Raw genomic sequence first — 20,749 nt, forward strand, 5'->3', positions numbered from 1 at the left:
CCTTAAAGATTATGGTCATCGAATAGTAAGTATGGAACTTCAATCTTTTTATTTTGCTGATTAATAAAGTAATTGTCCGGGATAATAAATTTATCATCGTTCTCACTAGGTAATAAGTATTTTCGAACATAATGTTCAGCTTCTTCTTTATAGTCAAGGTCACTTTGAATCGTTTCAAGTTCTTCAATTTCTTTTACTAAAAGATCCAGTTCTTCTAAGCATATGTCTAAATCTAAATAAGCATGGTCTCCTTTTCGGGATATTGAACGCCCATTTGCAACTAGCCAGCTAAAAAGAAAAAAACCTGTTCCAGAATCAAAGTTTCGAGGTGCATTATGCTGACTAGGGTATCTTAAAAGTCGTTCAAAGAGAACAAATTCCGTTATCTCTTCCCAAAAAGGATATTTTCTTTTATGAAGAGTCAGCACCGTCTGGCAATCTACTTTAACTTCTTCTAGGATGCCTGCAAAAAAATTCATTTTCGCCTGTATATGTTGGTCAAAAGGTTTGTTTCCGCAGTGATGGTAATAATCATGCAGATATCCCCAGATTACCCTTGCCTGATAAGTGTCTTCTCTATTCATAGTATGAGATTTAAAGTTGAAATCAAGAAAGATAGAAGACGCTCTTTTTAATGTATCCTCATTGTATATGCTGTGAAATTTATTAAAGAAAAATATCGCGAAGTTTTGACTTGTTACCTTTTCTTTTGTTTTTACATTCTCAGGGAAAAATACAATACACTTCCCTTCCATAAATCCTTGAGTACCAGCCAACAGCTTTAAAGATTCACACCCATTTTTAGGATGAGGAAGGTCTGCTTCGATGGATTTCATGATTTCAGGTTCATCGCGCACAGCGATAAAGGCTTCTAAATAAAATCCTCTTTTTGTAGGGCCATTAGGCGTTACAATCGGTCCTAAAAAGAACGTCGCCTCCCCGTTTGCAGGCGGGCTATAGGCAATTAACGTTTGATCAAAATAAGGAGCTTGATCGAGTCCTCTTTCAATCCAATCACATACGTCATTTTTTAATGCATTCCACACTTCAGGTAAATTTAAAGAGTTATATATTGTTTCAGTTTCAGCAACTACTTTTAATAAGAGCTCTCTAGCTTTTTCGTAATTTCTTTTGACCTCTCCATTTGGGCCCTGATATTTTCTTATCTCATATAGAGAAGGTACTATTTTATCGTTTAATAACTCCACTAAACTTTGAGTATGATTTTTTGTTAACATGATTAAAACCCTCCTTTTTTAGAACAGCTACTTAGCAGAAATATTTTTAGATGATTTAAGAGTAGAATTATTTGTGTTTTTCTCTATTTGCTTTTTCAAGTTAATAAATATAACCCCTGCTATTACAAACGCTGTACCTATATAGACCTGTTTGTTTAATGTTTCACCTAAAAAGACAAATCCTACATATAAGGCGATAACCGGTGAAATAAATAAATGCGCTGTTGCTTTTGATATATGCCATTTTTTTAATAAATAAATATTAATAGAAAACCCTACGACCGACCCTATAATGGCCAAGTATAATAATGAGATAAGGCTAATCCCGGAGAAAGTGCGATTTCCATTTTCCATAAATAAACTAACAATCAGTAAACAAGCGCCTCCACTTAGCATCGAAAAAGAATTAAAGGTCATAATAGGCAAGGATTTTATGCGAGATTGAACTTGAACAGTTATAAAAGCAGAACCTAGCATAGCCATTAAAATGACGATCATGGCTACTATTTGAATCACATTTCCCTGTATAAACAGCTGATTTCCAAATACAACGCTCATACCAATTAAGCACATGACTACACCTAGCTTTTGTCCTTTTGTAGCTGGTGTTCCTTTAAATAAGCGATTAAATAAAAGAGCAAACACTGAAATGCTGGCAGCTAAAACGGAAACAAGCCCGCTTGGCAAATAGACGGATGCCCAATAAACAGAACCAAACGGTAGAGCAAAATACAAAATTCCGTTTAATGCTGAAATGATTACTACTTCTTTTGAAACGGCCATTTTTTTTGTGAGTAAGAGGTAGAGGGCAATTATTAAACTAGCAATTAAAAACCTCATACCTGCTGACCATAGAGGCAAGCTATCTTTTAATCCAGTCTTTTGAAAAGCCCATGTCGTTCCCCCGATGACAGCTAATAGACAAAACAAAAGATGGACATGAATCCGGGTTAATTTAGAAATCACTGTTTCACCTTATTTCTTTTTTTAAGTTGTGCCTATTTTCTTCCGTGGAGCGTAAAACACATCGGCACTTCTCCAAAATCTTTTACAACTGTTAACCCCTTCTCGTTAGCGGCTTTACTTGTTGTAATACATGCGTCTACCTTTCCTTCTAAGCAATCAATCGCCGCTTGAGCATTACTATTTACTAACTGAACATTGGGACTGATGGAATGAGCTAAATCAACAGGGGCAGGATGTGAAGCAATTAACAGGTTATTGGTTGTTATCACCTCTTCTTTTGAGGCAAGCACCATGTTATACGTTGGCATAATAAAGCTATCTACTAGCTCTAAACTAGTTAAATTTTTGAACACAATATCATGTAAGTAAGGATATACTGCGCAGCCTAGAAGAGCAGAACTCTCTGTTTCTTTCACATGAACTAAAGCTTCCTCCAACGTTTGGTGCAAAAAGACCTGACCTTGTATGCTTTGGCGTTCGAACCACAGATAGCCTGCTTTTTCACAATTTGTTCCTTCAGGCCCTAAGGTATGGATAATGCTAATTTTTTGAAGCTGCTTATTTTTCTTACTAGACGACTCTGCAACTATCATAGCCTTTGATACCCCCTATGCGTTTACTTTATTTTTATAAACGATTTTTACTTTGTTATCTAAATAGCTGTAATACTGCTCACAGTCGGAATAAGAGTCATGAGTGGTTAAAATAAATCCAGGGTACCCTGAAAAGTGCGGATATGGTAAAATGTCTGTCCCTTTAGTGATAAATTGAATAACTCTTTTTACTTCAGTATCTCTGCGCACGTCTTCTAAGCCTCGAATTTCTTTAAAAATCCCATGGCCTTGAACAGGGATAATGTAGTTGCCCACCACTTTCTTTCGTTTTCTTTCATTTTTTAATACAGGAGGTTTTAACCCTAATACATAGTAAAAAACTAGCTCCATATAGTTAATACCTGTACTTTCCTTTACGATATAATGAGAAATCCCAGATCCTCCAATGCGCGCTCCTATTTCAATTACATAAGGTTTTCCTGCTGGGTCCAGGCGTAATTCAATATGAGCCGGGCCATTCTCAATTCCTAAAGCATTTGCTGCTCTAGCTGCTTCTTGTGCAATAGATTGCCAAACGTTTTCTTCTAGCTGAGCTGGAGCTATATAAACACCTTCTTCAAAGAAAGGTCCTTTGGAATTTCCTTTATAACCTATAGAAAGTACATAAACTTCTCCTTCTACAGAAAACGTTTCAATAGCAAACTCTGGTCCGTCTATAAATTGTTCAATTACCATGCTCGTTTTATTTTTTGTGAATTTGCTTAGGTCTTCTTCATTTACGCGTCTCACTTTTTCTATGCTGTCAATCAGTTCCTTTTTATTATTCGCTCGTGATACACCTTGACTGGAAAATCCGTTAGAAGGTTTTACTACGACAGGATAAGGCAGTGAAAGATTCTTTAATTCCTCCGTATTTTCAACCTCTTTAAAATACGGAGTGTTAAGATCATTATCTTTTAAAACCTCTCTCATCTTCTGCTTGTTTCGACAGTTACTAATCACAAACGGTGATAAACCCGGTAAGTTTAATTCTTCTGTCAGCTGAGATACAACCTCTAATGCAGGCTCATATAATGTCATAATGCCGTCAAAAGGATTTTTGTGATGCTCTGCTTTAATCATCTCAAGAGCTTTGTCTGGGGTGTGAAATAAATCAATGGGTATGAAATTTTGTACGTTTTTAAGATGCTTAGGTTCTACTTCTTCTTGGTTATAAAAAAACGTCAATTTAATTCCGAGAGCTTCTGCTTCTTCAAAAATAAACGGTAAATATGTATTTTGTAACACAACTGCTAGATGCTTATTTTGTAACGGCATTTACTTCCCCCCTACTTTTAAACAGCTCTTCACTGTTCGATGACTAAATTCTAATGACCGCTTCATATATTTGTCAATTTAATTTTATATAACATTAGGAATATATAGAATATTTAATATATTAGTAAAAAGTAAAGAAAAGAATGGGTTTATAGAGTTAATACTAAAGCGAAACTAAAAGCAGAAATTTTGCTATTTGATTATAAAGATATTGTTTTAAAAATTTAATGAGAATTTTTCTATAAAAAAGAAAGGTCGACATAGATTCAACCTTTCTTTTTTATATTTTTTATTAAAATAGATACTTATCATTTACAAAATAAGTTTTCTTTATCAGCTATTTCTTTAACAGTTTGAGGATCTAACTCAACACGCAAAAAAGATAGCGGTTCTTTCCATTCGCAAGTGCTTTCAGCTCCAGCAGGAATAAAGTTAATATCATTTTTAAAAGCTACTCCTCCATGAAAGCTGTCTGCTACTGTTTCTTGAATCGCAACAGGCTTAGCGGTACGGTGAAGAAGGAGCAAATGTTTATCCAACGTTTCACGTGCTTGTTGAGGCTGAACATTTTCTGCTTTTATAATTTGAACATTTTCTTGTTTTTGACTCAAGATGTCCTTTGAGTTAAACTTCACTTCTTTCATATTGCGCTCCTTTTTCATAGATATATCCATTTTTCACTTTCTTGTTTGAATTTATGTGAACCCTTTTTGTTTACTATAACGAAAGAGAAAATAAAAAGAAAAAGAAGTGAACTTATAATTCACTTCTTTTTTTGGCGTAGCATTTATTTCATAGTCTGCAAATGATTATTAGTTTTTTGTTTTGCATCACGCTGAACGAAAAAAATAATGCAAAGCGCCAAAAGATATAAACATGCAAAAGCTGTTATGTACCAAAGTGCTGAGATAATTCCGCTTACGTCCATAGTAAAGCCAATAAGTGCAGGAAAAATAGCTCCTCCAAGCCCTGAAAAACCAGTAATTAAACTTGTTACAATACGAGCAGATCCAGTAAACGTATGATTAGCATATACCATCGTTATCGAATAGATACCTGACATGGCAAGCCCTAAAAATCCTAATAAAATATAGCCTGCTACTGCTTCTTTTAACACAATAAACAGCACTAAACTCACAATTGTTCCTCCAATGCTGCCAAAAAGATAACGTTCATATGTAACGATTCGAATAATCCACCCAGTAGCCACTCGTCCTATTAGCATAGCCACCCAAAAAACGCTTATGCTCAAAGTAGCCTGTGACGGGATTACATCTAGATACGCGATAAAAATAGACGAAAGAAAATTATTCATACTGCTTTCTACTCCGGCGTACATAAAAATCATCACACTAAAAAGAGCAAGTATTTTCCATCTTTGTTTTTTAGCAAGCACAGGCGCAGGTTCTGAGTTGGCGTCTGAAGCATCACTTTCTGAAGTTAAAACAGTCTCTTTTTTAAAAGAAATCATTTTACAGACCACAACCATTAGTAAAGCTAGTACACTCGTTATAAAAAATGAAAACCTCCAGCTGTTCTGTGAAATCAATAAGCTAGCTACTAACGGCATCAACAGCGCACCTAGACCAAATGATACTTCTAAATAGCTCATAACAATAGCTCTTCTACCGATAAATACTTCCATCATTAAAGTAGCTACAACTACTTCCAATGCGGCTACACCAATACCGTTTAAAAAATTGAATGCAATAATCCACTCAAATGGAGGCAATAAAAGCATACCTATTTGTGATAGCGCTATCATTAGTGCGGAAACTGTAAGTAAATTCATTTCTCTAAAGCGTCCTAATAGAAAAGAAGATAGCGGAACTCCTATCAAAAATCCTAAAGAACCTAATAATACAAGCTGTCCGCCAACTGTATAGGACACATGATAATGTGTTAACAATTGCGGTAAGACGGACCCTACAGCTGTAATGACTAATCCGCCCAGCAAATAAAGCGCATATGAAGCTAGCGCAAACTTTTTCATCTTCCCACTCCCTTAAATTCTCTAAAACTTTCTTTCTGTACTTAATTATAAAGCTTTTCCTTTAGTTGTTAACTGAAATTTGAGAAAAAAACCATTCTTCCTGCTCTACTTAATTTCCAGTCATTTATAAGATAAAACAAAAAGAAGAAGACAGATGTCTCCTTCTTTTTGTTTTTCACTTTACAGTGACGCTTTTAAAATAGCTAAAATATCATCTTTATTTAGTTTTTTAAAGTTACCGAAACCTCCGTACGCCATTTCACGAGCAGCAATTCCAGCAATTTCGTCTAGTCTCTCTTCTCCGATATCGTAATCTGCTAAGCGAGAAGGTGCACCAAGGCTTGACCAAAAAGCGCTTAACTTATCGATTCCTTCTAATGCAATTTCTTTGTCGCTTTTACCTGCAGTTTCAATATCGAACATGCTTGTCATTACACGCTTCATACGAGTTACATCTTGATCTACAACGTGTCGCATCCAATTTGGGAATAGGATTGCTAAACCGCCTGCATGAGGAATGTCATATACCGCTGATACCGCGTGTTCAATTGTATGTGAAGCCCAATCGCCAAAGTAGCCCATTTGAAGTGTTCCGTTTAGCGCGATTGTTCCGGAATATAAAATCGTTTCGCGGTGCTCGTAGCTTTGCAGATCTTTTAGCAATTTTGGTGCTGTTTCAATTACTGTTTGTAATACGGAATAGCACATACGATCTTGTAAAGGCGTGTTTTTCACGTTATGGAAATATTGTTCAAACACATGGCTCATCATGTCTACCATGCCGTAGATAGTTTGATCTCTAGGAACAGACATCGTGTTCACAGGATCTAATATAGAAAATACAGGATGCGTAACGACGCTTCCCCAAACGTATTTTTCATTTGTTTCCCAATTCGTAATAACAGAATCAGGATTCATTTCAGAACCTGTTGCTGCCAATGTTAATACCGTTCCGAACGGCAGTGCTTTTGTAGCCGTTACTTTTTTGTTAATAATATCCCAGACGTCTCCTTCATACTCAGCTCCGGCAGCGATTGCTTTTGTGCAGTCAATAACGCTTCCACCGCCGACTGCTAACATGAAGTCAATGTTTTCATTTCGGCAAATTTCAATTCCTTTTCGTACCGTAGATAGTCGAGGATTTGGCTCTACGCCCGCTAACTCATTTATATTTACGTTTAACTCTTTTAACAGCGTAAGAACTTGATCGTATAAACCGTTTTTCTTAATGCTTCCTCCGCCGTAAACAAGCAAAATATTTTTTCCGTATTTCGGGAGCTCTTCTGATAATGCTTGAAGCTGATCTTTTCCGAAGATTAATTTTGTGGGATTATGATAAATGAAATTTTCCATACTATCTGTATACCTCCTAGTTGAATATAAAGTGAGTTGTCGCATTACGCGAACAAGAATGTAAGTATAAATGTAAAACAAAAATTTTTCAAGAGTTAAGTTCTCATATCGCGTACTTTATTTTATTGAGTAATTAAAATGAAGAAAATGGCTTCTTAGATATAAAAAAGAGAGCAAGTAAATGCTCTCTTTAAAGTTCTTTATAAGCCATTTTTCTATACGTAACAAATCCTTCTTTTTCGTAAAAGCTTTCGGCAATCGTATTATCATTCCAATAATCTAACTCAATTGTATTGATGTCGTTTGTACGAGCAATGCTATAAATTTCTTTCATTAAACTTGAACCAAACCCTTTGTTTTTGTAGGGTTCTGCGATGTTTATTTGATGAACATAAATTGACTTGTAAGTCTTTTTAAACACTGTCTCTGAATACTGCTTTATTTCCAGCCAAGCGAATCCCACATGCTGACCTTCGTCTTCTCCTAAAAGAAAGATAGATCTATCGTCTTTCATCACTTTCTTAAAAAATTCATGTATCTTCTGAAAATCATATGTTTGAAAGCGCTCGGGGTATAATTCTACATGCAGTTGATGAACAGACTGATTAAGCTTGGCAATTTTACCAGTATCGAAAGTACGGCTAATCTTCAATTTTTTCTCTCCTATATATCTCGTATTTAGTAATGATCGTTATGAATTTATTTCGTTTAATATAGCCGGTGCGTTTGAGGTAAATAACAGATAGTTTTTATTGGTCGTTTTTATAAAGATGCGGTCAGTCGTTCCGTACGGAGGGCCAATTCGAATGGCGTTTACTTCTTTGCCTCCGTACGTGTCATCTTCCGTTACTTCAAGAATGTCTTCTAACGGAATCGTAAAGTGTGAAAGCTGCCATTTTATAATGAGATTATCATTTATTTTTCGGACACTGATAGTTGGTGTAAACATTTTATACATCCCCTTTGGTTTCTATTTTCCCTTCCTTCTTCTAGCAAAAAACAAGTTCATTTCTCCTTAACTTTCTCCCTGTGCAATGTGTTCTTTTATCCTTAAAATTGCTTCTTTCGGACAGCCTTGAAAATAACCTCCATGGTAACAAATAACATGCTCAATGTCGTAGTGTAAGAATTTTTCGAGTGATTGAACTGCTTGGTCCATATTTAAGGTCGTTTGTTTAACAGGTCCCATTAATCGTCCATTTGCCAACACTAAAGCATCTCCAGCAACCAGTGTTTTTGATTTCCTTAAATAAAAACTTACATGCCCAGGCGTATGTCCAGGGGTAAAAATCGGTTCAATGCCTTCACAGTATGGGAGCATTTGACTCCCTTTTAATACTATATCTACGTCAACTTTTGGAGGGTTTTTATAAAAAGATTTTATTTCATCAGGTATAGCTGCTAGTTCTTCGTTACTCATTCGACTCGCATTCGTTTTAATAAGTGGAAGTTTCCCTTCAATATACGGCTTATCAAATTCATGAGCATATACGATGATATTTTCATTTGATTTTTTTCGTATATCAGTCGCACATCCTATGTGATCTAGATCTTGATGCGTTAGAAGAATTACTTTTAGCTGTTCAATAGATATATTCAATTCACTTAAGGCCTCTTTCAGTTGATCGGTTTGCCCAGGCATTCCTGTATCAATTAGAATAGCTTCATCGTTATTCCAAACTAACGTAGGATTTAATATTATATTTTGGTCAAAAGCTCTGGCAGTCAACTGTAGCATTTCAACACCTGCAGAAATTCTCATTACAAACCCCTTTTCTTATTAAAGTACAAAGATTTTCAACCTCCATAATCGCTTAGCATGCAGTGGTATTCTTGAATTTTATCAATAAACAAAATAAAAACCAGACTGGAAAAAAATCACTTTTTATGCTATGATATCTATAAAATAAAGCTTATTATGATAGATTTTTATAAATAAAAAGGTGAACCTTGTTGTCCAAGGTTCACCTTTTTTACTTATCGTTAGCCGTATAGCTTTTTTATTTCTTATCGTCTCTTTGGATACATTCATGCAAAGGTACAACCTTGGTTTTCTTTGCTATTTTATATCCCCACCACGTCGCTAAAAAGAGAGGCAGACCGATGTATGAGACCGTCAAGCCGTACCAATCAATTTTGTCGGAAAGTACCGCTTGATAATTCTGTCCTAGAATAACAATGAGGCACATTCCAAATGCAAGAACAGGACCTAGAGGAAACCATTTTGCTTTATACGCCAGTTCATTTATATCCCGTCCTGAAGCAACATATGCTTTTCGGAAACGATAGTGGCTGATGGCAATACCAATCCACGCAATAAATCCGCTCATGCCTGAAGCGTTTAAAAGCCACATATACATTTGATCGCCAAAAATTGATGTTAAAAAGGCAAGACCGCCAATGATAGTGGTTAAAACAAGCGCGTTTACTGGAATTCCTCGACGATTAATTTTTCGAAGCGCTTTAGGCGCTTGCCCTTCATTTGCCATGGACCACAACATTCGCGTAGAAGCATATAAGCCAGAAGTTCCGGCTGATAAAACCGAGGTAAGAATAACAGCATTCATCACTGAAGCAGCTGCAGCAATTCCTGCTTTTTCAAAAACAAGCGTAAATGGACTAACAGCAATGTTATCCACATCTCCTCCTAGAAGAGATGGACTTGTGTAAGGAATGATGAGCCCAATTACAGCAATGGCTGCAATATAAAATAGAAGAATGCGCCAAAAGACTTGGCGAATGGCTTTTGGTATATTTTTTTGAGGGTTTTCACTTTCCCCAGCCGCAATGCCGACTAGCTCTGTACCTTGAAAAGAAAATCCCGCGATAAAGAAAATGCTTAGTACGGACAGAAATCCGCCGTTGACCGGCGCTTCTTCTAATGTAAAGTTTTTAAAACCGATATATTCACCGCCGAAAATGCCAAATATGGTCAGAAGGCCCACTCCGATAAACACAATGATGGTTACTACTTTTACGAGAGCAAACCAATATTCAGATTCTCCATAGCTTTTTACAGATAGGAAATTAAGTAAAAAAATTAAGCCTAAAAACAAAGCACTCCAGATAATACTTGGCACATCAGGGAACCAAAACTTCATAATAATAGCAGAAGCAGCTATTTCTACAGCGAGCGTAACAGCCCAGTTAAACCAATAGTTCCAGCCGAGCGCAAAGCCAAGAGCTGGGTCTACATAATGACTGGCGTACGTTGAAAAAGAACCTGATACCGGCATAAACGTGGCCATTTCTCCAAGACTAGTCATGAGAAAGTAAACCATAATTCCAATGGCCCCGTAAGCAATCAGCGCTCCTCCAGGTCCAGCAGTTTGGATGGATGATCCGGTAGCTAGAAATAAGCCTGTTCCGATTGACCCTCCAATGGCAATCATGGTCATATGGCGTGCTTTTAAATGGCGTTTTATATGCTTATCGTCCTGCTTTTTTTCTTCTTCATTACGATTTATATCGACCGCTTCCATACTTATCCCACCTTTATAAATGAACTATGCGCACATGTTTAACGTAAAGCGTATAAGAATATCCATCTCCCACAAAAAGCAGGAGATGGACCCTTCATTGCTTACTTTGAAAAATCAAAGTAGTTTCGTTTTAATAGACGAGGCAGGCTCATAAGCTGTTCGTACGTTACACTTTTTTCTAAGGCAGAGGTGTTGATTAAAAACAGTTGATCTTCAATGTGTCCAACCGTTGCATCTGTTTGATACGTAATGCCGCATTCTGAACATGTAATGGAAGGCGTCTCTTTAATTTCTATAGCTTTTGTGCCGTCAGGAAGCTCCCAATAAACCGTTGCATCCGTCTCTTTCGCTTCATAGGATTCGCACCATTGACATTTCAATATTATTCCTCCTTCGCTCCCGCCGTTTCGTATTTTTTCATTTGCGTTTCAAATTTTTTCTCTTTTAATTGATCGCGCTTTTCACGCTTGTCTTTTAAAGAGCTATGCTCTGGATTTTGGTCATACGTTTTCCGGCGGTCAAGACGGTTTAGACCTTCCGGTGTTAAGTTGAACTTTGTATCATCAATAATCGAAAGAACACCGTTGCTTTCAAATTTTTCAAATACTTCAGGATATACTTTTTTATAAAATTCTTCTGCGCTTCCACTTTGGTAATTTTGCGGCTCCGGATACGATGTAATAACACCTTCAAAGTTTCGAAGCACCACTTTATTGGAGCTTTGAGAAATAATATAGTTTGGCTGCAGCGGAATTTTACCGCCTCCTCCAGGAGCATCCACGATAAACGTAGGAACTGCATAGCCGGACGTATGGCCGCGAAGTCCTTCCATAATTTCTAGCCCTTTACTGATCGGCGCACGGAAATGGCCGATTCCTTCTGATAAATCACATTGATAAATGTAATAAGGACGCACGCGAATTTTTACTAAATCATGCATAAGCTGCTTCATGATTGGCACGCTGTCGTTAATTCCGGCTAAAATAACCGCTTGGTTTCCAACTGGAACTCCTGCGTTCGAAAGCATTTCACAAGCACGCTTTGATTCTTCTGTAATTTCAATTGATGTGTTAAAATGCGTATTTAGCCAAACCGGATGATATTTCTTCAAGATATTGCACAGGTTTTCTGTAATGCGCTGCGGGAACACCACCGGTGCTCTTGTACCGATACGAATAATTTCTACGTGCGGAATATCGCGCAAATTTTTCAAAATATATTCTAAAATATTGTCATTGATTAATAGGCCGTCTCCTCCGGAAATTAATACATCACGGATTTGAGGGTTGGCTGCAATGTAATTAATAGCTGTATCCAGCTGTTTTTTTGGAACGCCCATGCCAATTTGTCCTGAAAAACGTCTTCTTGTACAGTAGCGGCAGTACATAGAGCATTGATTTGTAACTAAAAACAGTACGCGGTCGGGATAACGGTGCGTTAAGCCAGGAACCGGTGAATCTTCATCTTCGTGAAGCGGATCTTCTAAATCATACCTTGTTTTATGCAGTTCTTCTGAAATAGGAACGGACTGCATTCTGATTGGACATTTCGGATCGTTCTCATCCATTAACCATGCGTAATAAGGAGTGATATTTAACGGAATCGTTTTGGTTGCAATTTTAACGCCTTCTTCTTCTTGAGGTGTTAAATTGATCACTTTCTTTAAATCTTCCAATGTTTTAATCGTGTTTGTCAGCTGCCATACCCAGTCGTTCCACTGCTCGTCCGTTACATCTTTCCAAAGCTCGATTTCTTTCCAGTGTCTGCTTGCTTTATATAATGTATTTTTCATTTTATATTCCCTCCAAAGTTCATTTTTTGAATAGATGTTCTACTAAGAAATTAACCGCACCATATAATAGCGATCTTCTCCTTCGCCAAACTCTCCTGCTCGCGTTTCTTTAATGGTAAAGCCCATTTTTTTATACAGCTTCACAGCCCCTTCATTTTTTACATTTACAGTCAAACAAACGCTTTCGAAATTATCTTTTTGTAGAACCGAAAATATTTCTTCTAAAAACAGCTGTCCAATTCCGCTTCCTTGTTTATCAGAGCGGACGTAGAAACCAAAGATATAAGCTTTTGTGATATCTTTGTAATCTCGAAGCAGCTCGCAAATGGCAATTGGCCTTGCGTCATTTTCCTGGAAATATTGAATAAGCTTGCCGTAGCGGGCTAAAGGTACAAGCGTCTGTTCATCAACGGCTCCCATGCCCGGAAACGCATCTTTTTCCAGTTCAATCATCATCTTTTGCTGTTCAGGATTTAACGATTCTGGAACTTCGATATAGTACTGCTCTTTTAATGCATCCATTTTTCTTTCCTCCTTTTTTCACTTTCATATTTGACATCTTGCAGCGGCCAAATTGGTTTTGAAATGTGCTGATAATTAAAAGTCGTTAAGCGATTTGATGCTACGCCCGGAGCATCCACATAGATGATAGATCCTACAAGCGGTTCAAAAGCGGCTCTGAAATGATTTTTAGCTTTTAAACCAATGATTTTTTTCGTCGCTGGCTCGATACCGATATGGCGAAAAAGTTCAGGATCGTTTGCTGATACCGGCCTTCCAATCAACAAAATATCCAATTCTCCTACTCGAATATGAGCTGCACCTTTTACATTTACTTTCAAATGCTGATTAAACGGTCCCGAATTGTAAAATTCACCTTCTGATAAGCCAATGACCTTTGCTTCAACTTCAACGGGCTTTCCGAACTCAGGAGAAACTTTTCCTCCTAAGGAAAGAGAGATGTAATTCCCAACTCCTGCTTGCACGCATTGTTTAATAGATTCAGGGTCATAAAGACCTCCAAATAGTGCCCCCGGCATATCTAGCTTCAGCATGTATTCCAAAAGCTCTGTTGTATCGCCGCTTCCGCAGCTTAAAGGATTGTCCGCTATATCAGCGAGCACAATTGGCTGTTCGTTTGATCGTTTTAACGCTGTTTGCAGACCTTCTTCAACGGTAGGCAAATCCATGATGAAATCTTCTTTTATACTCCAAAACTGAGAAGCTAGTTTCTTTGCTGTTTTTTCTGCCGTTTCAGGATTCAAAGCTGTTACGAGCACGCTTGCTCCGGCAATTGGAATATCAGAATACGGAAAGCCCCCAAAAATGGAAACATTGTATACGTCTGCTTCTTGCTCGGCTTGCTTAGCAAGATCAATCATTTTTTTCATCGGCCCTTCTGCGGTTCGCATATTAATCGACGGCAAAAGCATAGGCAATTTTTTTAAAGATGCATAATAGATAGCGCTTTCTTTTACTTGTGTTAAAAGCGCTCGCGCAGCGTTCACTCCTTGTTCGTACATATCAACATGAGGATATGTTTTAAAACCAAAATGAAGCGGCGTGTACGTAAGCATATCTTCACTGATATTTGCGTGCATATCGAGCGTAGTAGCAATGGGAACGTTGCTTCCTATGCAGCTTCTTATCTGACTTAACAAATGAGCTTCAGGATCGAAAAGATGCTCTACTACCATTGCGCCGTGCAAAGCGATTAACAAACCATCTAGCGGCCCCGCATGAGTAAGTGAGTGCAACATTTGCTTTTCAATTGTATGATAAGCTTCAGAAGATACAATCCCAGATGGAACCGCAGCTGCACAAACAAGGGGAACGATTTCTACCTGCTTCTCTTGCTTTAATACATCTAAAAATCCCCCTACTTCTGTTTTGGTTCCTGAGTATGCTTTATATATTTCCGTTCCAACAAAATAGCCTTCTTGTACAAACTGTTCTATTTCTGTTTTTAATGGACTAAAGCTGTGAGATTCATGATAAAAAAAGGCAATGCCAATGCGATATGAAGACATGTGCTCCTCCTTTTCGCTAAGGTGCGAGATTAATAGTTGGTGTAGACAGACTTCCATTCTGTCATCACATCAAATGCATGATGAGAAACTTCCCTGTGGCCATTTCCAGACATTTTCATTCCTCCGAACGCTACCCCCATTTCAGCATTAGATGTTCCGTTATTGATATAGACTAATCCGCTAACAGCGTCTTTTGCCGCTCGGCTGGCATAGTGCAAGCTGCTTGTATAAATAGAAGTGGAAAGTCCATACATCGTTCCATTATTGACGCTCATTGCTTCTTCATAGCCATCTACTTCAATAAAAGCAAGCACTGGGCCAAAAATCTCCTCTTGAGCAATTGTGTGGTTCGAACTGACGTTATCAATAATTGTAGGCATGTAATAACAAGTCCCTAACTCTTCTGATAAAACACGACCTCCAAGCGCAATATTTCCGCCTTCTTCCACCGCTTTTTGTACGTAATTTTCTACTAAACGGCACTGCTGTTCATTTACAAGCGGGCCTATTACAACCCCTTCATCAAGACCATTTCCAATCTTCATTTCTTTTGTAAGAGCTATTACTTTTTTCAAAAGCTCTTCTTTTACTGAACGCTCCACAATCACTCTGCTAGCTGCGGTACAGCGCTGGCCCGTGGTCGTAAATGCTGATTTAACAATTCCTTCTGCTGCTTTATCCAAATCGGCATCCTTTAATACAATAACAGCGTTTTTTCCTCCTAGCTCTAAAGAAATTCGTTTTAAGGTTTTGCTGCTCATTTCTGCTAACTGCTGACCAACTTCCGTAGAACCTGTAAATGAGATGATTTTCACTTCAGAGTGCGTAGCAAGCTTTTGTCCAACGATTCTGCCCGATCCTGTAAGCAAGTTAATTGTTCCTTTTGGAAGCCCCGCAGCGTGCAATACTTCCATAAAAATCTTCGCTGAAAGCGCCACTTCTGAAGCCGGCTTCCAGACAACGGTATTGCCAGCGATTAAAGCGGCAAACATTTTATAAGAAGCGAGAGAAACAGGAAAGTTCCAAGGTGTAATACATGCCACAACTCCAAGCGGTTCGCGAACCATTTTTATATCTCGGTCAGGAAAGCCAGCGGGCACTATTTCGCCAAACAAACGTCTTCCTTCTCCTGCCATATACTGAGCTGTTGCAATGACGACACCAACTTCCCCTATAGATTCTGTCAGCGGTTTTCCCATCTCTTTTGTCATCACTTGAGCGAGCTCTTCTTTTCTGTCTTCAAAAAGCTCAGCTGCTTTTGTTAAAAATGCTGCACGTTCAGGAATAGATGTATTTTTCCAGTGGCTGTAGGCTGTACTAGCCGCTTTTACTGCATCATCAACTTGACTAGCTGTAGCGGCTGCGCACGTTCCAACGAGCTCTTGTGTTGCAGGGTTTATACTTTCAAAATAGGTTTGCTCCTCTTCACTTACCCACTCGCCGTTAATATATAAATTTCCTTGTAACAGTTCGGTTTTAGTCTGACTCATATCGTTACCCTCCTTTTCATTTAAAAAGCTAGTTAATTGAAACTGCTTCTGTGATGGCTTCTTCTAGTAAAGACAGCCCTTGATCCAGCACGTCTTTATCAATATTTAGCGGCAGCATTAAACGAATGGTTTGCCCTTTGACTCCACAGTTCATAATTAGCAGTCTTTTTTCCAGCGCTTTTGATTTAATAACAGGGACATAAGCAGCTGCTGTTTCAACATGAAATTCAATACCAATCATCATACCAATTCCTCTAACCTCTTTAATAGCTGGTAAATGTCCGATAGAATGCTGAAGGCGTTTAACAATATCAGCGCCTACTTTTTCACTGCGCTCTACAAGCTTTTCTTCTTCAATTATTGAAATATTAGCTAAAGCCGCTGCGCACGATACTGGATTTCCGCCAAAAGTAGAACCATGTCCAGCTGTTGGCCATTTCTCATGCAGTTCTCGGCTTGCTACAATGGCTCCTAAAGGCATACCGCCGGAAAGAGCTTTTGCTAAAACTAAAATATCTGGTGTGACTCCAGCATGTTCTGCGGCAAACATTTTTCCAGTGCGCCCAAATCCCGTTTGCACTTCATCAAAAACAAGCAGAATGCCATAATCATTCGCTATGTCTCTTAGTGCGCGTAAAAAGCTAGAAGGAGCAGGGTAATAGCCTCCTTCGCCCATGACTGGCTCAATTACAATCGCTGCTACGCGTGAAGGATCCACTCGCAGTTCAAACAGCTTTTGCAGTTGATTTAAGCAATATGCTTCTGCATCTTCCTCGTCAACATTAGGAAGCTGACTTGGATACGGATAAGGAACGTGATACACTTCTCCTAAAATCGGCTCGTAGTAGCTGCGATATTTTGAGCTTGAAGCCGTAATAGCTGTAGCTCCTAGTGTACGGCCGTGAAAAGAACCTTCAAAAGCAATGATCGCTGGTCTGCCAGTGGCCGCTTTTGCTAATTTGAGCGCACCATCAATGGCTTCTGCGCCTGAATTTGAAAAAAACACGGTGTCTAAGTTTCCAGGCGTAATGTGCGCAAGTTTTTCTGCCAAATTCACTGCTGTTTCGTAATAGCCGTAGTTTAAGCCTAGGTGAAGCAGCTGATCTGCTTGTTTTTTTATCGCTTCTACCATCTTTTCATGCGTATGACCCACTGCATTGACAGCTACTCCTGATACAAAATCAATATATTCATTGCCATCGGCTGTCCAAAATTTCGCACCGTGCGCTTTTTCAATAACAAGCTCTGTTACTCTTGTCATCACCGGTGATAAATGTTTTTTCCCTTTGATTTGAAGCTCTTCTGTTTTATTTTGCACTTTCATATGACTCATCCTTTCTTATGTGCTGATAAAAAATAGAAAACGCATGATCTAGCAATCTCACTATTTCATCAACTTCTGATTTCGTTATATTTAAAGGAGGACTGATAATGATATGTTCTCCTTTATGTCCGTCTATAGATCCGGATCCTGGATAAAAGACGCCTCCAAGCTCCATACAAATTTCATTGAGCTTTTCGCTGGCTGCTTCACGTGGCTCGAAATATATCTGTTGATTGGCGTCTTTCATTAGTTCTAATCCAATTAAAAGTCCGCGGCCGCGAATATCTGAAATATAAGGATGCTTGCGCTGCAGCGCTACTAAACATTCCATTAAATACGCGCCTTGAGTTTCAACGTTTTGAAGGATATTCATTTCTTCATACATATCCAAAGCAGCAAGGCCTGCCGCTATTGAAACAGGATGTCCACTGTACGTATAGCCATGAAGAAATTTCCCGCTGCTATTTTCTAACAGACCTTGAATCAGACGGTCATGGACAATCATTCCTCCTAAAGGAGCGTACCCAGCTGAAACTCCTTTACCAAACGTTAGGATATCCGGTTCGATTCCGAATTGTTCCACTGCAAAATCAGTTCCCGTTCTCCCGAAGCCTGTCATCACTTCATCAACAATCAAAAGAATGTCATAGCGGCTGCAAAGCTCACGTACTTTTTTGAAATAGTCAAGCGGAGGTACAACAGCTCCTTGCTGACTTCCTACGATGGGCTCTGCGATAAAAGCTGAAATATTTTCTGGACCAAGCTCTAAAATGGTGCGTTCAATATCGGTGATACAGCTCCAGTTTTGATTTGCCATGCAGTCTTCTTGATTGCGATTATACGGACAGCGATGACAATACGGCGAATAGACGTGCGCAAAATGTAAAAGGTTGGGTGTATAAGGATATCGTCTTTTTACATCTCCTCCAGCTGATAGTGCCCCTATCGTGTTTCCGTGGTAAGACTGCCACCTTCCGATTACGATGTGTTTTTGCATCTTTCCGGCATCTCTGTGATATTGCCTTGCTAATTTTAATGCACTTTCATTTGCTTCTGATCCTCCTGATGTAAAATAGACTTTGTTTAAATGAAGCGGCGCCATTTTACCAATTTTTTCTGCAAGTTTATGCAAAACATTCGTTTCAAAACGTAATGTATGAACAAACGCCGCTTTTTTTGCCTGCTCCGCCATCGCCTCGGCTATTTGCGCAATGCCGTGCCCTAAGTTTGCCGCCACGGCGCCGGAGCAGCCGTCTACATACTTTTTTCCTTGTTCATCTATTAAGTAGCTTCCTTCACCATGCGTAATCATTGGATACTTTTTTGTTAAATCTCTATGAAAAACATAATCTCTTTTTATTTCGTCCATCTTTCCACCACCATCGCCATTCCTAATCCTCCTGCAACGCAAATAGTAGCCAGGCCGTATCGTCTTTTTTGCTTGTGGAGTTCATGACACAGAGTTGTTATAATTCTTACCCCGGAGCAGCCTAAAGGGTGTCCAAGCGCAATCGCTCCTCCGTTTACATTCACTTTTTCTGATGTGATGTCCCATTCTCTTAAGCAAGCAATACTTTGAGCGGCAAATGCTTCGTTTAATTCAATTAAGTCCATATCACCTAAGCTTAAACCGACTTTATTTAAAGCAATTTGCGAAGCAGAAACGGGGCCAATTCCCATTTCCTTTGGAGAGACGCCCGCTGCGGCAAACGAAACAACCTTTGCCATAGGCGTTAATCCGAGCTGCTCAGCTTTTTCTTCCGACATCAACAGCATCATTGAAGCGCCATCGTTTCTGCCGGATGAATTGCCGGCTGTCACCGTTCCATTCTTTTGAAAAACAGGCTTAAGCGCACCAAGCTTTTCTTTGCTAGTAAGACGAGGAAATTCATCTGTTGCAAAATGCCTCATACCTTTTTTTCCTTCTTTTACAGGTACCGGGATAATTTCTTCTTCAAACAAATCAAGTTCTATAGCCCGCCTAGCTTTTTCCTGACTATAAAAAGCAAACTCATCTTGTTCCGTGCGGCTAATACTATATTTTTCAGCGAGCCACTCGGCCGTCTGTCCCATCGTAAACGTTCCGTATAACGTTTCAGGCTGTGATTTTGGCTGACTTTCTGTATTAGAGTCATAGAGTGTTAAATCACCAACGTGAAAACCAAAACGAGTGCCTACCGTATAGTGCGGTGCTTGAGACATACTTTCCACTCCTCCGGCTAATACCACTTCGGCTTGACCTGATAAAATGGACATAGCTCCATTCATTACAGCCTGCATGCCTGAACCGCACTGGCGGTGCACGGTATAAGCTGGAATACGTTCAGAGAATTGAGCTTTCAGCCCGGCTACTCTCGCTATATTAGGAGCATGAGCGCTTTGTTTCGTCTGTCCGACAATGATTTCATCAACAATCTCTGAAGTATATCCCGCTGAAGACAAATTGTTTTTCATCACAAGAGAGACTAGTTCTTCTGGAAGCGTATCTGCAAGCGAACCGCCAAACTTTCCAATAGGCGTTCGAAATGCATTTACAATCACTGCCATTATGCTGTCACCTCATTGTTTTTATTAAATAATTTAGAGACGCGAAAAGAAGCCTGCGTTTTTTGTTGCACTGTCTCTAAAGAAACACCCGGAGCTGTTTCAAGAAGTTCAAGACCATGATCTGTTACCGAAAAGACAGCTAATTCTGTAATAATCATATCGACTCGTCGCTCTGAAGTAAGCGGATAAGTTAACTCCCCAACTAGCTTTGACTCTCCTTGGCTGTTCGTATGAAGAGTCGTAACAATAACTTTTTTTGAGCCTTCTAATAAATCCATTGCTCCTCCTACGCCAAGAACACTTTTCCCAGGAACAGCCCAGTTTGCAATTCGGCCTGCTTCATCTACTTGAAGCACTCCAAGAATCGATACATTCACATGGCCTCCCCGTATCATGGCAAAGGAATCAGCGCTGTTAAAAAATGAGGCACCTTCCAAAACCGTGACGGGCAGCTTTCCAGCATTCACAAGTTCTGGATCTATATAACCTTCTTCAGGAGTAGGGCCAACGCCAAGAATCCCGTTTTCTGAATGTAAAAACACGTGAACATCGGGTGAAATATAATTAGCAACTAAAGTAGGAATGCCGATTCCTAAGTTCACCACATCTCCGTGACAAAGCTCTTTTGCAGCACGCGCAGCAATATATTGTTTGACGTTCATC

General features: G+C 38.9%; 20 protein-coding genes. All 20 read right to left on the bottom strand.

All coding sequences use genetic code 11. The features are described from left to right. Nucleotides 1-2: 2 nt before the first annotated feature. Nucleotides 3-1,238, bottom strand: coding sequence for a DUF6421 family protein (locus tag AC0KUU_RS08360; protein ID WP_280559635.1), 1,236 nt, complete (start codon nucleotides 1,236-1,238; stop codon nucleotides 3-5). A gap of 27 nt (nucleotides 1,239-1,265) precedes the next feature. Continuing rightward, nucleotides 1,266-2,204 carry a DMT family transporter gene (locus tag AC0KUU_RS08365; RefSeq protein ID WP_322552056.1) on the bottom strand — a complete coding sequence of 313 codons (939 nt, stop codon included), beginning with the start codon at nucleotides 2,202-2,204 and terminating at the stop codon, nucleotides 1,266-1,268. A gap of 32 nt (nucleotides 2,205-2,236) precedes the next feature. Next, nucleotides 2,237-2,797: a hypothetical protein gene (locus AC0KUU_RS08370; protein ID WP_322552055.1), complete on the bottom strand. Its 561-nt coding sequence runs from the start codon at nucleotides 2,795-2,797 to the stop codon at nucleotides 2,237-2,239. 15 nt (nucleotides 2,798-2,812) lie between these two features. Then, nucleotides 2,813-4,075, bottom strand: coding sequence for an ATP-grasp domain-containing protein (locus AC0KUU_RS08375; RefSeq protein ID WP_280559633.1), 1,263 nt, complete (start codon nucleotides 4,073-4,075; stop codon nucleotides 2,813-2,815). 308 nt (nucleotides 4,076-4,383) lie between these two features. Next, nucleotides 4,384-4,719, bottom strand: coding sequence for a hypothetical protein (locus AC0KUU_RS08380; protein WP_230183811.1), 336 nt, complete (start codon nucleotides 4,717-4,719; stop codon nucleotides 4,384-4,386). A 143-nt stretch (nucleotides 4,720-4,862) separates the two neighbouring features. Then, nucleotides 4,863-6,068 carry an MFS transporter gene (locus tag AC0KUU_RS08385; RefSeq protein WP_322552054.1) on the bottom strand — a complete coding sequence of 402 codons (1,206 nt, stop codon included), beginning with the start codon at nucleotides 6,066-6,068 and terminating at the stop codon, nucleotides 4,863-4,865. 180 nt (nucleotides 6,069-6,248) lie between these two features. Beyond that, the gene (locus tag AC0KUU_RS08390) at nucleotides 6,249-7,421 is read right to left on the bottom strand and encodes an iron-containing alcohol dehydrogenase (protein WP_322552053.1); all 1,173 of its coding nucleotides are present in this window, start codon (nucleotides 7,419-7,421) and stop codon (nucleotides 6,249-6,251) included. A 190-nt stretch (nucleotides 7,422-7,611) separates the two neighbouring features. Further along, nucleotides 7,612-8,073, bottom strand: a complete 462-nt coding sequence (locus AC0KUU_RS08395; RefSeq protein ID WP_162214261.1) for a GNAT family N-acetyltransferase — start codon at nucleotides 8,071-8,073, stop codon at nucleotides 7,612-7,614. Between the two features lie 39 nt (nucleotides 8,074-8,112). Further along, nucleotides 8,113-8,370 (bottom strand): SunI/YnzG family protein, encoded by a 258-nt coding sequence (locus tag AC0KUU_RS08400; RefSeq protein WP_043982500.1) that lies wholly within the window; start codon nucleotides 8,368-8,370, stop codon nucleotides 8,113-8,115. A 66-nt stretch (nucleotides 8,371-8,436) separates the two neighbouring features. Then, a complete protein-coding gene (locus AC0KUU_RS08405; protein ID WP_043982499.1) occupies nucleotides 8,437-9,183 on the bottom strand; it encodes an MBL fold metallo-hydrolase in 747 nt (248 codons plus the stop codon). Nucleotides 9,184-9,421: 238 nt separating this feature from the next. After that, nucleotides 9,422-10,903, bottom strand: a complete 1,482-nt coding sequence (locus AC0KUU_RS08410) for an amino acid permease (protein WP_097823402.1) — start codon at nucleotides 10,901-10,903, stop codon at nucleotides 9,422-9,424. A gap of 101 nt (nucleotides 10,904-11,004) precedes the next feature. Continuing rightward, on the bottom strand, nucleotides 11,005-11,283 hold the full coding sequence (locus AC0KUU_RS08415) for a YokU family protein (RefSeq protein ID WP_016764133.1): 279 nt from the start codon (nucleotides 11,281-11,283) through the stop codon (nucleotides 11,005-11,007). A gap of 2 nt (nucleotides 11,284-11,285) precedes the next feature. Then, entirely contained in the window at nucleotides 11,286-12,695 is a 1,410-nt protein-coding gene (kamA, locus tag AC0KUU_RS08420; protein ID WP_028408513.1) for a lysine 2,3-aminomutase, read from the bottom strand. A 42-nt stretch (nucleotides 12,696-12,737) separates the two neighbouring features. Continuing rightward, nucleotides 12,738-13,217, bottom strand: coding sequence for a GNAT family N-acetyltransferase (locus AC0KUU_RS08425; RefSeq protein WP_162214258.1), 480 nt, complete (start codon nucleotides 13,215-13,217; stop codon nucleotides 12,738-12,740). Next, entirely contained in the window at nucleotides 13,205-14,725 is a 1,521-nt protein-coding gene (locus AC0KUU_RS08430) for a M81 family metallopeptidase (RefSeq protein WP_322552052.1), read from the bottom strand. Before AC0KUU_RS08430 ends, AC0KUU_RS08425 begins: the two co-directional genes overlap by 13 nt. Nucleotides 14,726-14,754: 29 nt before the next feature. After that, nucleotides 14,755-16,215 carry an aldehyde dehydrogenase family protein gene (locus AC0KUU_RS08435; RefSeq protein ID WP_097823405.1) on the bottom strand — a complete coding sequence of 487 codons (1,461 nt, stop codon included), beginning with the start codon at nucleotides 16,213-16,215 and terminating at the stop codon, nucleotides 14,755-14,757. 28 nt (nucleotides 16,216-16,243) lie between these two features. Further along, nucleotides 16,244-17,539, bottom strand: a complete 1,296-nt coding sequence (locus AC0KUU_RS08440; protein WP_043982491.1) for an aminotransferase class III-fold pyridoxal phosphate-dependent enzyme — start codon at nucleotides 17,537-17,539, stop codon at nucleotides 16,244-16,246. Then, entirely contained in the window at nucleotides 17,523-18,908 is a 1,386-nt protein-coding gene (locus AC0KUU_RS08445) for an aminotransferase family protein (protein WP_162214256.1), read from the bottom strand. Before AC0KUU_RS08445 ends, AC0KUU_RS08440 begins: the two co-directional genes overlap by 17 nt. Further along, on the bottom strand, nucleotides 18,896-20,086 hold the full coding sequence (locus tag AC0KUU_RS08450) for a thiolase family protein (RefSeq protein ID WP_322552051.1): 1,191 nt from the start codon (nucleotides 20,084-20,086) through the stop codon (nucleotides 18,896-18,898). Before AC0KUU_RS08450 ends, AC0KUU_RS08445 begins: the two co-directional genes overlap by 13 nt. Continuing rightward, complete coding sequence (locus AC0KUU_RS08455) at nucleotides 20,086-20,748, bottom strand: 3-oxoacid CoA-transferase subunit B (protein WP_043982487.1); 663 nt, start codon at nucleotides 20,746-20,748, stop codon at nucleotides 20,086-20,088. The genes AC0KUU_RS08450 and AC0KUU_RS08455 overlap by 1 nt, the downstream gene beginning before the upstream one ends. Nucleotide 20,749: the final 1 nt, after the last annotated feature.

Source organism: Priestia sp. ST2 (assembly GCF_055810735.1).

Excerpts from the sequence above, each read along its gene's own strand:
- AC0KUU_RS08360 (WP_280559635.1), bottom strand. The coding sequence starts at position 1,238 with ATGTTAACAAAAAATCATACTCAAAGTTTAGTGGAGTTATTAAACGAT.
- AC0KUU_RS08370 (WP_322552055.1), bottom strand. The coding sequence starts at position 2,797 with ATGATAGTTGCAGAGTCGTCTAGTAAGAAAAATAAGCAGCTTCAAAAA.
- AC0KUU_RS08375 (WP_280559633.1), bottom strand. The coding sequence starts at position 4,075 with ATGCCGTTACAAAATAAGCATCTAGCAGTTGTGTTACAAAATACATAT.
- AC0KUU_RS08380 (WP_230183811.1), bottom strand. The coding sequence starts at position 4,719 with ATGAAAGAAGTGAAGTTTAACTCAAAGGACATCTTGAGTCAAAAACAA.
- AC0KUU_RS08385 (WP_322552054.1), bottom strand. The coding sequence starts at position 6,068 with ATGAAAAAGTTTGCGCTAGCTTCATATGCGCTTTATTTGCTGGGCGGA.
- AC0KUU_RS08390 (WP_322552053.1), bottom strand. The coding sequence starts at position 7,421 with ATGGAAAATTTCATTTATCATAATCCCACAAAATTAATCTTCGGAAAA.
- AC0KUU_RS08400 (WP_043982500.1), bottom strand. The coding sequence starts at position 8,370 with ATGTTTACACCAACTATCAGTGTCCGAAAAATAAATGATAATCTCATT.
- AC0KUU_RS08405 (WP_043982499.1), bottom strand. The coding sequence starts at position 9,183 with ATGAGAATTTCTGCAGGTGTTGAAATGCTACAGTTGACTGCCAGAGCT.
- AC0KUU_RS08410 (WP_097823402.1), bottom strand. The coding sequence starts at position 10,903 with ATGGAAGCGGTCGATATAAATCGTAATGAAGAAGAAAAAAAGCAGGAC.
- kamA (WP_028408513.1), bottom strand. The coding sequence starts at position 12,695 with ATGAAAAATACATTATATAAAGCAAGCAGACACTGGAAAGAAATCGAG.
- AC0KUU_RS08425 (WP_162214258.1), bottom strand. The coding sequence starts at position 13,217 with ATGGATGCATTAAAAGAGCAGTACTATATCGAAGTTCCAGAATCGTTA.
- AC0KUU_RS08430 (WP_322552052.1), bottom strand. The coding sequence starts at position 14,725 with ATGTCTTCATATCGCATTGGCATTGCCTTTTTTTATCATGAATCTCAC.
- AC0KUU_RS08435 (WP_097823405.1), bottom strand. The coding sequence starts at position 16,215 with ATGAGTCAGACTAAAACCGAACTGTTACAAGGAAATTTATATATTAAC.
- AC0KUU_RS08440 (WP_043982491.1), bottom strand. The coding sequence starts at position 17,539 with ATGAAAGTGCAAAATAAAACAGAAGAGCTTCAAATCAAAGGGAAAAAA.
- AC0KUU_RS08445 (WP_162214256.1), bottom strand. The coding sequence starts at position 18,908 with ATGGACGAAATAAAAAGAGATTATGTTTTTCATAGAGATTTAACAAAA.
- AC0KUU_RS08450 (WP_322552051.1), bottom strand. The coding sequence starts at position 20,086 with ATGGCAGTGATTGTAAATGCATTTCGAACGCCTATTGGAAAGTTTGGC.
- AC0KUU_RS08455 (WP_043982487.1), bottom strand. The coding sequence starts at position 20,748 with ATGAACGTCAAACAATATATTGCTGCGCGTGCTGCAAAAGAGCTTTGT.